Annotated in this window: 13 protein-coding genes; 2 read left to right on the top strand and 11 right to left on the bottom strand. The window is 41.8% G+C overall.

Annotation, left to right across the window (positions count from 1 at the left end; genetic code table 11):
- Window positions 1–24: 24 nt before the first annotated feature.
- Window positions 25–1,551 carry a DUF3360 family protein gene (locus AAEY75_RS10685; protein ID WP_110923617.1) on the bottom strand — a complete coding sequence of 509 codons (1,527 nt, stop codon included), beginning with the start codon at window positions 1,549–1,551 and terminating at the stop codon, window positions 25–27.
- A gap of 516 nt (window positions 1,552–2,067) precedes the next feature.
- Here AAEY75_RS10685 and AAEY75_RS10680 point away from each other — a divergent pair.
- Entirely contained in the window at window positions 2,068–2,631 is a 564-nt protein-coding gene (locus AAEY75_RS10680) for a DUF4442 domain-containing protein (protein WP_197101995.1), read from the top strand.
- Between the two features lie 217 nt (window positions 2,632–2,848).
- Here AAEY75_RS10680 and rplS read toward each other — a convergent pair whose 3' ends face one another.
- From rplS to rpsP, 4 genes are all read right to left on the bottom strand, one after another.
- Window positions 2,849–3,241, bottom strand: coding sequence for a 50S ribosomal protein L19 (gene rplS, locus AAEY75_RS10675; protein ID WP_110923619.1), 393 nt, complete (start codon window positions 3,239–3,241; stop codon window positions 2,849–2,851).
- A 212-nt stretch (window positions 3,242–3,453) separates the two neighbouring features.
- Window positions 3,454–4,227 (bottom strand): tRNA (guanosine(37)-N1)-methyltransferase TrmD, encoded by a 774-nt coding sequence (gene trmD, locus AAEY75_RS10670; RefSeq protein WP_352259559.1) that lies wholly within the window; start codon window positions 4,225–4,227, stop codon window positions 3,454–3,456.
- Window positions 4,228–4,330: 103 nt separating this feature from the next.
- On the bottom strand, window positions 4,331–4,864 hold the full coding sequence (rimM, locus tag AAEY75_RS10665) for a ribosome maturation factor RimM (RefSeq protein ID WP_110923621.1): 534 nt from the start codon (window positions 4,862–4,864) through the stop codon (window positions 4,331–4,333).
- A 188-nt stretch (window positions 4,865–5,052) separates the two neighbouring features.
- On the bottom strand, window positions 5,053–5,322 hold the full coding sequence (gene rpsP / locus AAEY75_RS10660; protein ID WP_197101989.1) for a 30S ribosomal protein S16: 270 nt from the start codon (window positions 5,320–5,322) through the stop codon (window positions 5,053–5,055).
- A 510-nt stretch (window positions 5,323–5,832) separates the two neighbouring features.
- Here rpsP and AAEY75_RS10655 point away from each other — a divergent pair.
- Window positions 5,833–7,311 (top strand): ATP-binding protein, encoded by a 1,479-nt coding sequence (locus tag AAEY75_RS10655; RefSeq protein ID WP_352259558.1) that lies wholly within the window; start codon window positions 5,833–5,835, stop codon window positions 7,309–7,311.
- Between the two features lie 56 nt (window positions 7,312–7,367).
- Here the strand turns inward: AAEY75_RS10655 and AAEY75_RS10650 are convergent, their stop codons facing one another.
- From AAEY75_RS10650 to atpG, 6 genes are all read right to left on the bottom strand, one after another.
- Window positions 7,368–7,547, bottom strand: coding sequence for a hypothetical protein (locus tag AAEY75_RS10650; protein WP_352259557.1), 180 nt, complete (start codon window positions 7,545–7,547; stop codon window positions 7,368–7,370).
- Between the two features lie 177 nt (window positions 7,548–7,724).
- On the bottom strand, window positions 7,725–9,413 hold the full coding sequence (locus tag AAEY75_RS10645) for an ATP-binding protein (RefSeq protein WP_352259556.1): 1,689 nt from the start codon (window positions 9,411–9,413) through the stop codon (window positions 7,725–7,727).
- A 309-nt stretch (window positions 9,414–9,722) separates the two neighbouring features.
- Window positions 9,723–10,439: a response regulator gene (locus AAEY75_RS10640; RefSeq protein WP_021812806.1), complete on the bottom strand. Its 717-nt coding sequence runs from the start codon at window positions 10,437–10,439 to the stop codon at window positions 9,723–9,725.
- 532 nt (window positions 10,440–10,971) lie between these two features.
- Window positions 10,972–11,388: a F0F1 ATP synthase subunit epsilon gene (locus AAEY75_RS10635; RefSeq protein WP_011514632.1), complete on the bottom strand. Its 417-nt coding sequence runs from the start codon at window positions 11,386–11,388 to the stop codon at window positions 10,972–10,974.
- Between the two features lie 114 nt (window positions 11,389–11,502).
- Window positions 11,503–12,936 (bottom strand): F0F1 ATP synthase subunit beta, encoded by a 1,434-nt coding sequence (atpD, locus tag AAEY75_RS10630; RefSeq protein WP_110923626.1) that lies wholly within the window; start codon window positions 12,934–12,936, stop codon window positions 11,503–11,505.
- Window positions 12,937–12,974: 38 nt separating this feature from the next.
- Window positions 12,975–13,856: a F0F1 ATP synthase subunit gamma gene (gene atpG, locus AAEY75_RS10625; protein WP_110923627.1), complete on the bottom strand. Its 882-nt coding sequence runs from the start codon at window positions 13,854–13,856 to the stop codon at window positions 12,975–12,977.
- Between the last annotated feature and the right edge of the window lie 140 nt (window positions 13,857–13,996).

Raw genomic sequence — 13,996 nt, 5'->3', positions numbered from 1 at the left:
TATCGTTTATTCAGCAAGATGCTATTAATGACGGAAGTTTGCCATCAATGCTGGAATGCCTGGCAACATACCGACGATAGCCATCACGCCAGTCAATACGACAAACATAATACCCGGTATGATCCAGCGGCTCATCTTAGTCAAATTGGCACTACGTTCTTTAGAGCCAATTAAGCCCAAGTTATCGAGCAACAACGTGAGTGACCAACCAAATGCCGGATTCACCAGTGCAGACGCGAATACCACGATAGCAGCAGATTGCGTAGTTTTACCTTCACGCGTCATCTCCATGCCAGCTTCAAGCAGTGGAATGAACACCCCAACGATCAATGCCACACACATCACTGGCTGCCAAATAGCCAAATCCATTGGATAGCCCCAAACACCTGCGATAATACAGAACAATGCTGTCAATAAGGCACCGGCAGGAATCGGACGTTTGGCAATCGCTGCTGGGACAATATACGTGCCCCACGATGACGCAAAGTTAGCACCGCCCAATACAGAGCCGACGACCTGACGAAACGATGCACTAGTCATGGTGTCATCGATATCCATAAGCACTTTTTCAGTACGTTTAGGATAGCTGATTTTTTGGAACACCTGATGACCTAAAAAATCTGGTGACCACATCGCAACGGCCAAAATAGCAAATGGCAGTACGACAATAAAGCTTTCAACCGTAGGTAATCCTAGCATCCAACCGGTATTTTCACCCCACCAATACATCGGGTTCATATTCGGCAAGCCTGGTGCAGTTTTGAACTCAAAGGGCGCACCTAATGCAAATGCAAGTCCGCCACCTAGTACACAGCTTAGCGGTACCGCAAGCCAGCGTTTTTGCCAGTGCTCAAGTAATGCATATAGCAGGATAGTGGCCAAAATAATAAAAAAGGCAATATGCGACATGCCAATACCTTCTGCCCAAGCAAAGAGATTTTTGACCTGTGAGGTAGTACCGATAAACCCTAAGTAAATCAAGAGGCCACCGCACACACCTTTACTGGTCAGATTTGCCAGCAGACTGCCCCCTTTACTGATTGCTAATAGCAAGCCAAAGGCACCGATGAGCAGACCAAATGCCATTGGATGGCCACCAGCGGCTACAACAATAGGAATAAGGGGAATAAGGGGGCCGTGAGTACCTGCAAGGTTGGCTGTCGGGAGTAGAAATCCTGAAAATAAGATGATAAAAAACGAAACGATTAATAGCTCATAACGAACGTTTTCTAAAACAAACGCATCGCCCAAACCAAGTGGACCTGCAAATGTTGCAGCAATCGCACCCACCATAACCACTTTACCAATCGTCGCTGCCATTGCAGGAATAGTATCTTCATACTCAAAGCGATAATCACGAAAGGGCAAATTGGGACGCCAGCGTTTGGGCTGCATGATTTGCAATTCATGATTGAGATAATCATCACGACTCTCAAAACTCGAACTTGGTTTGTGCAAATCGACATAGCTACCTGATAACTCTGTGTCGTAATCGGATGGGTTTGACGGCTGTTGATTAGACCCTGAAGAAGGGATCTGAGAGTTACTCATCACATTTCCTTGTGTCGTCTGAGGCTTGATTTAACTGATAATTTGATAGTGACATTTAATGTGACTAAAGCGTCCATTAAAAATTGCAAGCCATTGTATGACATGAGAACTCGAAATGCGAACTTAGAACCACTCAAAAAGCCGATACACTATTATAATCTATAAATTAAAGTTTCTATTTAATGCAAAATTTAACTTAATAGAAAACCATGAGGAAAAAACATACCTAATATAGGCTTTAAATTAGAATAAATGACCTTTTTCTTAATAATTATCTGTATCTAGACATTTGTTATCACATAACTAAATATTAAAGATAGGTATAATAAATAGTTTATTATAACTTTTAAATAATTCTAGAAAATCCATGTCAGTTACGCTTTAAGGCTAGCGGTCTTAGTGTTTTTTACTTATGATAAATACCCCCTAATGATTATGCTCAATAAAGATACCTTTCAGATAATCAGCTATATCAAAATAAATAGAAAAACTTAGAAGCAATAACAGGATAAGTTCATGCGTTTACTACCATCCAATTTTGAGACCTTAAAACGTCGGGCTAAACAAAGTATCATGCCATTACTGACACCACATTTACTTAAGCTGCGTATCAATACTTACGCACCCTATGTCGGTGCAGGCATCAAAATCGATCATATAAGTCTGGATCAAGGTCTGTGCGTCGTCAGTATGGGACTCAATGCTTTGAACAAAAATATTGTCGGTACTCAGTTTGGTGGCAGTTTGTATTCAATGGTTGATCCATTTTATATGATTATGCTCATGCACCAACTCGGTAGTAGCTATGTTGTGTGGGACAAAAGCTCAAATATTGATTTTATCGCGCCGGGTTATAGCAAAGTTACCGCACGCATGAAAATTGCCAGCTCTGAAATTATTACTATTCAGGAAATGGCGAAAGATGGTGATGCGGTCTTTCGTGAATATAAAGTCGATATAGTCGACGAGCAGCAAAAAGTTATTGCGATCGTCACAAAGACGATATATATCCGACTGCGTAAGTACAGCAAATCTAAAGACCAAAGCAGCCGTATAGATAATTTTGATGACGAAGATTAGAGCCTACTAAACATGTCATTCTCAACTCTCATTTAAAACCCACATACAAAAACCCCAACCTAGCTTTCGCATAGATTGGGGTTCTGTCTTTTTTGGTATGGCCCGCTTATTTATATGATAAACCTATGAATAAGGGCTTGTATCTACTTTTGCGTAGTTGCCTTGCCACTTCATTAGCAGCTCAGCAACCGTAGCAAGTTTAAGCAGTTGCTTAAACTTATGCTTTAGCGGCAGCTTTCTTTGGAGCAGCTGCACGCGGAGCAAGTTTTTCGCGGATACGTGCTGATTTACCAGAACGCTCACGTAAGTAGTACAATTTCGCACGGCGAACAGCACCACGGCGTTTAACTTCAATGCTTTCAATGATTGGTGAATGCAATTGGAATGCACGCTCAACACCAACACCGCTTGAGATTTTACGTACGGTAAACGCTGAGTTTAGACCGCGGTTACGCTTAGCAATTACAATGCCTTCAAAAGCCTGTAAACGCTCACGCTCACCTTCACGTACTTTTACTTGAACCACAACGGTATCGCCGGGTGCAAAGCTTGGGCGCTCAATCAATTGAGCATTTTCGATGACCTGAACTAATGGATGCTTGTTGCTCATGAGAGTTATCTCCTCACATTAGATAATAGAGGCTTAACGCATATCACCTGTTTGTAATAATTAATCGCATCTCTTTATGGTGAGACACAACGTAAATGGTTTATAACCAACGGCCACTATGCTATGACCTGTTTTATTATTGCTCAAAATTTTGTTTCTTAACTGTTTATCGAATCCGTGCTTTATAAGACAGTTTTTTATCAATCCTAACCTTATAAGGTCTTATTTTTCTCTGCTTTTGCTAATGCTTTTAACCACTTTGCTTGCTCTACCGTTGGTGTGAAAGCTTGCCACAAGTCTGGACGACGCGCTTGCGTGCGACTGACTTGCTGACTAAAGCGCCACTTAGCGATATTGGCATGGTGACCTGACAGTAAAACCTCAGGAACCGCCATACCAGCAAAATCATGTGGCTTAGTATAATGTGGACAATCAAGCAATCCATCAACGAAGGAGTCTTGCTCAGCTGACTTATCATCGCCCATAATGTCAGGCAGACGACGTATCACACTATCCATTAGCACCATTGCTGGTAGCTCACCACCAGTCAAGACATAATCACCGAGTGATACTTCCATATCGACATATTGTGACAGTAAGCGCTCATCAATACCTTCATAACGACCGCATAATAAAATCATGCCATCGTAATCAGTCATGCTGACCACACTACTCTCACTGAGCGTTTGACCTTGTGGCGACATATAAATCACCGGACAGTGCTCACTATCGACACGGCAGCCATGTTGACTGGCCCGTAAGCGCGCATCCTCAATGGCTTTTGACAATGGCTCAGCCATCATCAGCATCCCAGGACCGCCACCATACGGGCGTTCATCAATACGGCGATAGTTATCAGTGGTATAATCACGTGGATTAATGCATTCTATCGTCACTTGCTCCTGAGTAACTGCCCGCCCCGTGATACCAAAATCACGAATCGTGGCAAACATCTCAGGGAAAATACTAATAACGGCAAAATACATCTGATGTCTACTTGGCGTAGTGGTTAATAATGGTTAAATGAATCGGTATAATTATCGATGACACTTAACAACAAAGCCGAAACTTATATCGTTAAAGCTGATATCAATAATCACTTGGCCAAGACACAAGCACTGTTTTTTCAGTCATATTGACCTTCATTACCGTTTGCTTATGCCATGGAATCAGGCGCTCTTCATTATCCAAACTGTCTGAGTTTGCCGTTACACGCATGATGTCATGGGCACCGGTCTCAAACATTTCAGTGATATTGCCTAGATATTCATCTTGCTCGTTCATCACGCGCAAGCTGACCAAATCCGACCAATAATATTCGTCTTCAGCTGTTTCAGGCAAAACGTTTTGTTCGACCCAAACGGTAACACCGTTCATGGTCTCAGCAACATTACGATCAGGAACTTGCTCAAATTGAGCCACGATTCCTGTTCCTTGCTCACGCCAAGCTTTAACAGTCAAAGGTTTCATGCCTGTGGCAGTTTTCATCCACCACGGATGCATGTCAAATATTGCCGTACGATCATCTGTATCACTAAAGACCCAAAGCCAGCCTTTAATACCATAAGGCTTTTTCAGCTGACCAATTTTCATAAGGGCACTAGCGTTTGGAACTGATGACATAACGGCTAACCTAACAATGATTAAAACAGAAATTATAATTACATTTCAATCAAAAGCGATAAACGCAATCAAAATCAATAAACAGTTAATGGCGCACCCTGGTTAGACCAGTTACGCTATATTTACTAAAGTCTACTGAGGTATGCTCATGATCTTGCTATCAGCATCTCAGTAATAGTAACGAAAACTTAAGCAGTTGCTTCAGTTGGTGCTACAGACTTGTTGTAAGCTTTTACTAATGAAGCAACGCGATCTGAAGGTTGTGCACCTTTTGCGATCCACGCGTTGTACGCTTCCATGTTTAGGCGCACTGCTTCTTCTGAATCTTTAGCGAGTGGGTTAAAAAAGCCGATGTTTTCAATATAGCGACCGTCACGCGCGCGGCGTTGATCAGCAACAACTACTTGATAAAATGGGCGTTTCTTGGCACCGCCCCGTGCTAAACGAATAACAACCATGTGAATTCTCTCTTTCGCAGGTATACCAAAAAGGGCATAATTATATCACAGTCTTTATTTATTGAAAACATAAACTGTGCTTATTTAATTATTTATTAACAATAGCTTAAATGCACATCGATGTAAAACATAATTGCTCATAACCTTTTATTTTCAATCAGTAATTTTACTGTCTTCAGCATATGGAATAGCTAAAATACAAAGTCACCTTATCCCTATTCTCACACGCATTTTAGATAGTCCTATGGCTGATTTATCAAGTCAAAGCGACGTCAGTACCTTTCATGGATTATGCTATAGTTGAATTCAAATAATTTCGATACAAGGAAACCAAGTGCAAGTTATACATTAGTATGCTTAGCAAGATAAATATACTGACCAAGTTCGATACCGTCATCTAATTGATAATGCCCAAGTCTAAAAAGCAGAGTTCACCCTATAAGCAGTATAATAACGGTTTGGCTCAATAATCGATTTAATAAAATACCTCTCTCAACATGTTGGATTAATATGACCACCTCACACCCAAAACCACGTCGTAAAGGTTGGCTGCCACGCTCCTATTCCAACACTTGGCTGACAACCTTGATGGTCTCCTTTATTGTCCTTATCAGTGTTGGCTTGTCGATTTTGTTTTTTTGGCGAAGCTTGTATTTACCAGAGCTAAAAAACCATGCGCGCTATTTGACGAGCGAGCTACAGCTGATGAACAGTGTCAATCAAGATTGGAAAGATCGTCCTGAGGTACGCCGATGGATTTATCAGCATTCTCATGTGGTGGTTGTAAATAATCCGAATGACTTTCCAGAAGTGTCTGATAAGGCGTTTGTTGGTGTCTTTACTGATGTGTTACAACGCGAAATCGGTGCGCAGTTAGGTCGGCCTGTTGAAGTATATTTTAAATTTAAACCAACACCGCAGCTTTGGGTACAAGACAGCCGAGACAACAGTTTTTGGATTCGTGAACCAGTGGTCTATTACTCACAGTACAGTCCAGGATTGTTGGTACTATTCCTCATTGGGTTACCTATTTTGTCGCTGCTAACCATTATCTTACTGGCACGACAACTAAACCGCCCATTGCGATATTTACAGCGTGCTGCAACCAATTATATTCGCCTCGGTCACGCAACTACTCTACCAACGCAAAAAGGTCCTACCGAGATACGCCAAGTCAATATGGCATTCAATCACCTATTTACGACGTTAAACCAAGCACAAAAAGAGCGCACAATTATGCTTGCTGGTATCTCACATGATCTGCGAACGCCATTGACTCGTATGCGATTGACCGCTGAGATGCTACCAGATGACTTCTTTCGAGAAGGGCTGATTTATGATATTGAGGATATGGATGCCATCTTGGAGCAATTTATTTCATTTATGAAAGATGGTTCCGATGAGCCAGTGAGCCTGACTAATTTGAATACCATTTTCAATGAAATTATGGTGCAGTTTGCACCGATGGAATTTATTTATCAGTCAGAGTGTCACAAAGTTGTTCCTATACGCCCCATGTCTATCAAACGCCTCATTATAAATCTGGTAAACAATTCGAAGCGTTATGGCAAGGGACCTATTTACCTATCGGCGACTGTGATGCCGACATTTATAGAGACTATTGAAGATGAAGATAGTGACGTGGTCAGTGAAAGTGCTGTCAATCAGGAAGCACAAGAGCAACTGATGATATGCGTAAGGGACTGTGGTGACGGCGTTGCAGAGGATCAATTAGAGCGTATTATGCAACCTTTTGAACGAGGAGAGACCGCACGTACCACCCAAGGTAGCGGTTTAGGTTTGGCTATCGTAGACCGTATCGCAAGATTGCATCATGGCACAGTAGAAGCTATTAACCATCCCGAAGGCGGTCTACAGGTTTGTGTACGTATACCTTTGCTTTCTAAAGTTGCTGGAGATAAGACAGTCGCTGCCGATACTGAAGAGAATTCTGGCTCTGATAACAACCTATTGTATAAAAACGACTAGACTAAACCTGACTAGAGCTAGAAATTTTTTCATTGCAATTTTTGCATGAATAAAAACTAGTCTCTAGTTCCGATGACAGGGGGAATATACTTGGCGCTATTGGTAAACTCTAATGGCTGAGTAATACCTTCTTGCGCAGCTTTTAACGTTTGAGTCGTCGAAGGCTGCTGTAAGAATAAGTAATACCCTAGCGTTATTGCGTTTAAAACTACCAAACCACCAAATAAATACGGCATCCTTTGCCCTCCTCTACTTTCAAAAAATCTACTTTTAAAACCATTATTGGTACTGCAATACTGATGATGATTACAGCTAAAAAATAATTAGACTGGTGGTAATTTATAACCTATTAATTTATGTCTCAACTACTCTTTAAGAGTAGCTATGACATTATATACTGCCTTTATTTATCATCACTTGTCATCAAAACCACGTTCACTTTTCTCTTGCGTCAACTCGTCAGCAGCCAGAATTTGTGTCAGTGGTTTAATCGGCCATGTCATAACAAATCGGGCACCACCAAGTGGTTCGCTCTCATCGACTTTCATACTACCATTAAACCAAAAAGCAATACGCGATACAATAGACAAGCCCAGACCGTAGCCACCTGATGCACGCGTACGACTATCATCTAGGCGTGAGAATGGAATAAATACTTTTTCGCGATCTGCTTCTGGAATACCATGGCCATCATCTTCAACACTAACAAACGCATTGCCTTTTTTGACACCTGCGCTAATGACAATCGTGGTCTCTGCATAGCGTAATGCATTGCCTGCAAGGTTTTGAATCACACGATGTAGATAACGTCGGTCTGCAATGGCGGTTACTTTAGCATTCGGCAGCTTGGTCACTATCTTGATTGGCTTACCTAGTGCATTGGTCTCACGTTCAATCTGCTCAAGCAATTCTCTAAGATTGACTGGCTCCAAATCTAGTTTTGGCGAGCCTTCTTCAAGCTTGGCATAGGTCAAAATCTCATCAATCAAACCATTGAGCGACTCAATATCTTCATCAATATAGTCGCGCTGCATAAAGCGTGAGTCTTCATCATCAGTATCAGCAAGCATATCGACAGCAAAGCGAATACGAGCCACAGGCGTACGTAACTCATGTGATACTGCTCGCGTCAGCTCTCGCTGCGACTCAATCAAACGTTTGATATGTGAGGTCATCGCATTAAAGGTCGCTGCTAAACGGGCAATTTCGTCTTGTCCAATCACTTGCACCTGACTTTCAAGGTTACCTTTACTGACTTCATTGACACCGACCTGAATCAACTGCAATTTGCGTTCAAGCGGGAAAATCAATGCATATACACCCAAGCTGATCAAAAACATGCTGATCAAAATCATACTTATAATCAAGTTGAGTGGGAACCAGTTAAATAAAGGTACTGGCCCAATCAAAATGGCCATATCATTGATTTCAGAAGGCACGACTATCTGGATAGCTGAATTACTTTTACTGCTATTGGTATCCTGCAGTGAGATAACAACCTCATCACGGCGTAAGCGCCCCATCTGATCGGTATCTAAATCCAGCGTATTAACTGCTTTGAATTCCAATGGGAAGGAGAACTTCTTTTCTAACTGAGCCAAGCGTGCACGTTTGTCAGGCAGCGTCACGTGATAAGACAAATCATCTAATAAGAACACAGCTATTGCACGCACTTGCTGTTCAGTGACTTGCGTAACCCTAGCCGTTAGGACATTTTTATTGTCAGGTAAACGATAATAGACATCGGCATGCACAGGCTGAGTAACATAGCGTACAACTGTGTTGTCATTTTCAAAACGTCGCAATTCACTGGCATTAAAGTCCACGTCAGTAATAGGCACGATACTGAATTTCGAGCCAAACAAACTACTCGCATCAGACAACCAATACTCACGCTGCTCTTCACTCTCCTGATGAGAAACGCCTTCGCTCACCAGATGAAAAGCGCCCTTGGCCATATTTTCACGATAGGACTGTACACGTTCTTTATTGATTGTATCCATCAATAACTGGGCAAATAATGCCACACATAAACAGACTATGAGTAGTCCAGCATAGATACGAACAAAAATACTGTGTTTTAAAGAAGAGACTAATGACATACGTGCCGTGACCAACTTAATGAATAAAAACTGCTGATACCATGCAGCACATAAGCGCTGTATAACAAATAATATCAAACAGTATGGAGTAAAAACTATCCTAGCTATTATGTTTTTAGTGTTGAGCTAACACCTAGCACACTCTGTACCATGTGCAAGGTCTCAGTCACTACAATAATTGTTTAATTAAACCACATAACGCTATAATTAAGTTCAAAAATTCGAATTTAGCCATAAAAAAACCAGCATAGTTGCTGGTTTTTTATATGACGATTATCAATAGTAAGTAATTGCTCAAAGGAACGAGAATTAGTTGCCTTCTTTCACAAATAAATAACCTTTACTACGTACGGTTTTAATACGTTTAGGGTTTTCTGGATCATCACCAATCTTTGGACGAATACGTGAGATACGTACGTCAATTGAACGATCTTGACCATCATATTCAATACCGCGTAGACGCTCAAAAATATCTTCACGAGATAGAATACGACCAGCATTAGAAGCTAGCAACCATAAAAGGTCATATTCAGCACTGGTGAAATCAACCAGCTCATCGCCTAGATTCACTGAACGACCACCATTGTCGATGACTAACTCACCAAACTCTAGACGCTGTGGCACGTCTTCTGATGGTGCATTTTCTGAACGGCGTAATAATGCACGAATACGGGCAAGCAAGACACGTGGCTGAGCAGGTTTTGCGACATAATCATCGGCGCCCATCTCAAGACCTAGTACCTGATCCATATCTTCAGTACGAGCCGTCAGCATCAAAATAGGATTTTGGTAATGCGGGCGAACTTCACGACAAACCGTTAATCCATCGCTACCAGGAAGCATCACGTCAAGTACAACCAAATCTGGTTGCTCATTGACGATACGGCGAATAGCACGATTACCATCTGTTTCAATCGCTACTTCTAAACCGTTTTTGACCAAGTAATCTTGGGTCAGCATGGCCAGACGCTCATCATCCTCAACAATCAAGATTCGGGGGGTGTTGTCTTCTTCATTCGTTGTCATTGTTATATCCTCTAATACATCTAATTTAAAAGTAGTAAAAGTAAGAGCGGTAAATTAATAGCACCATCACGTGGCACAATTGATGTTCGTATAGCTGTTACAAACTTGGTAGCACAGTATACTATTAAATATACAGCTTCCTATACTATAGCTTATAGTCGTTAACAAAACCTATAAACTACACCTATTAAAACGTTAGTTTACGTCCAAAAAATACGTGATTTGCGCAAATAACAGCAGACAAGTTGGTTTTATCACTCTTTGAATGTCTAAATATTGGTAAGTAAACTAACCAAATTAGCTTTTCAAGGAACTTCTAATCGCTTTACTCTCACTCAGAACTTACTCTCTATGACATATAATATAGCGATATATTGTTGTTGTCGCCAGTGACTTTTTAGAAATTGTCTAATATTCTTTGATTCATATATATTTGATATGGTCACTCTAAAAACAGGCATAAAAAAACAGCCCATATTGGACTGTTTTTTTATCGTCGAAAGACTAAAGCCTAGACTTTCAAACAAAAATTTTAAGCACGGTTTTTGTACTTACGGATAGTCTGTAGCTGTGCCACAGACTCTGCTAATGATGCTAAAGCTGCATTAGTCTGTACAGTGTCCGATTGATTGACAAGCATTTGCTCAGCCTTTTTACGTGCTTCAACAATTTTGCTTTCATCAAGGTTATGTGCACGCATGGCTGTATCAGCCAATACGGTAACCATCTTCGGCTGTACTTCTAATACACCGCCTGATACATAGATCACTTCTTCTTCACCGTCTGGTGTTTGCACTCGCATCGCACCCGGTTTTAACAAAGTAATAAGCGGTGTGTGACCTGGCAATACACCAATCTCGCCTTCGGTACCCGTCGCTATTAACATGCTAATTTCGCCTGAATACAACTCTTCACGAGCACTTACGACGCGACATTGTAACGTTGCCATACTTAACTCCTTACTATCAAAACGCGATCAAAAACAGTAAAAACTGCGATGCGTTACTGATGAGTAGATAAACGTATTATAGCCTATCTACTCGTTAGCCAATGCTTAAGCAACTTACGCTGCAGAAGATTTCATTTTTTCTGCTTTGGCAACAACTTCATCGATGCCACCAGCCATATAGAATGCCTGCTCTGGCAAGTCATCGTATTCACCAGCGATGATTGCTTTAAAGCTAGCAATGGTATCGCGTAGTGGTACATATTTACCAGGTGCACCAGTAAAGATTTCAGCAACGTGGAATGGCTGTGATAAGAAGCGCTGAATCTTACGAGCGCGATAAACAACCAGTTTATCTTCTTCTGATAACTCATCCATACCCAAAATTGCGATGATATCTTTAAGCTCTTTATAGCGCTGTAGGATTTCCTGTACACCACGAGCAACATTGTAATGCTCTTCGCCGATAACTTGTGGATCTAGCTGACGTGATGTTGAATCCAATGGATCAACCGCAGGATAGATACCTTGTGAAGCGATATCACGGCTTAGTACAACGGTTGCATCCAAGTGAGCAAACGTCGTTGCTGGTGATGGATCGGTCAAATCATCCGCAGGTACGTAAACAGCTTGAACTGAAGTAATAGAGCCTGACTGAGTTGACGTGATACGCTCTTGCAGCATACCCATCTCTTCAGCTAGCGTTGGCTGATAACCAACTGCTGATGGCATACGGCCTAGTAGTGCTGATACTTCAGTACCGGCTAGTGTATAACGGTAGATGTTATCAACAAACAGCAATACGTCACGACCTTTGCCAGTAGCAGGATCTTTGGTATCACGGAAGTACTCAGCCATGGTCAAACCAGACAGTGCAACACGTAAACGGTTACCCGGTGGCTCATTCATCTGGCCATATACCATTGCTACTTTAGATTTGCTAAAGTCTTCAGTGTTTACAACGCCAGCTTCTTGCATTTCGTGATAGAAATCATTACCTTCACGAGTACGTTCACCAACGCCAGCAAATACTGACAAGCCTTCATGCTTAAGTGCGATGTTGTTGATCAATTCCATCATGTTGACGGTTTTACCAACACCAGCACCACCAAACAGACCAACTTTACCACCTTTTGCAAACGGGCAAAGTAAATCAATAACCTTGATGCCTGTTTCTAATAGTTCAGTACTGTTTGACTGCTCTGCATAGCTTGGGGCTTCACGATGGATAGACCATTTTTCATCAGCAGCAACAGGACCTTCTTCATCGATAGGACGACCAAGAACATCCATGATGCGACCTAGTGTACCAATACCCACAGGTACAGAAATAGGTGCGCCAGTGTTAGTAACTGGTAGGTTACGCTTTAGGCCTTCAGTTGAACCCATTGCGATAGTACGTACGATGCCATCACCTAGCTGTTGCTGTACTTCTAGGGTGGTTTCGGTACCGTCTACTTGCAAGGCATCAAAAATTTTAGGAACTTCGTTACGGTTGAACTCAACGTCAAGAACCGCGCCAATAATCTGTACAATACGACCGCTACTCATTGCGTTCTCCTTGAACTTCTATATATAGGTGTAGTCAATTATGAAACAGCAGCAGCACCGCCAACGATTTCCGAGATTTCTCGAGTAATCGCCGCTTGACGCAGCTTGTTATAAACCAACTGTAAATCGTTAATAAGGTCACCAGCATTATCTGTAGCCGCTTTCATCGCAACCATACGTGACGACTGCTCAGAGGCAATGTTTTCCATTACCGCTTGATAAACAATCGACTCAATATAACGGCCAAGCAATTCATCAATCAAAGTCTTGATGTCAGGCTCGTAGATATAATCCCAGCTAAGCTCAGTCTGCATGCCGCTGTCTTCATCAATAAGCGATCCCTCTGGAAGAGGTACTAACTGACTGACTGTCGGCTTTTGAGTCATGGCATTGATAAACTGGTTATATACCACATAGATACGGTCTAAATTACCGTTACTATAGTCCTCAAGCATCGCCTGAACAGGTGCGTTCAATTGCTCAAACGTTGGCTTATCACCATAATCGGTCACGGCCGAGGTAACTTTACCACCAAAGTTTTTGAAAAAACTCACACCTTTAGCGCCAATGGCTGCAAACTCAGTCTGTACAGACTGGTCTTGGTATTGCTGGATACTTTTAGTTAAAGCTTTAAATAGGTTGACGTTCAAACCACCCGCTAGACCACGGTCAGAGGTAATGACAATATAGCCAACCTTATTGACTGGGCGCGATACCATATACGGATGTTTGTAGTCTGATGAAGCATGCACCAAATGTGAGATAACCCGGCGCATACTATCAGCATACGGGCGACCCACTTCCATGCGCTCTTGTGCACGGCGCATTTTACTTGCTGCAACCATTTGCATTGCGCGAGTAATTTTTTGGGTGCTTTTAATACTGGTGACTTTGGCACGTATCTCTTTTAAGCTTGCCATAATGATTCCAATATAAGAGGGTTAAAAAGCATTGGCGCAAGCGACAATCATTTAATATACAACATTAATCTGACAGAGTAATATTTTATATCTTGTGCATTACGCGATCTAATACCGTTAATGGTTAAAACAGTGGCGCT

Source organism: Psychrobacter sp. TB55-MNA-CIBAN-0194, assembly GCF_040309505.1.
GTDB classification, from domain to species: Bacteria; Pseudomonadota; Gammaproteobacteria; order Pseudomonadales; family Moraxellaceae; genus Psychrobacter; species Psychrobacter fozii.
The sequence above is the reverse complement of the archived record's forward strand: the minus strand, read 5'-3'. Positions and strand labels throughout refer to the sequence as shown.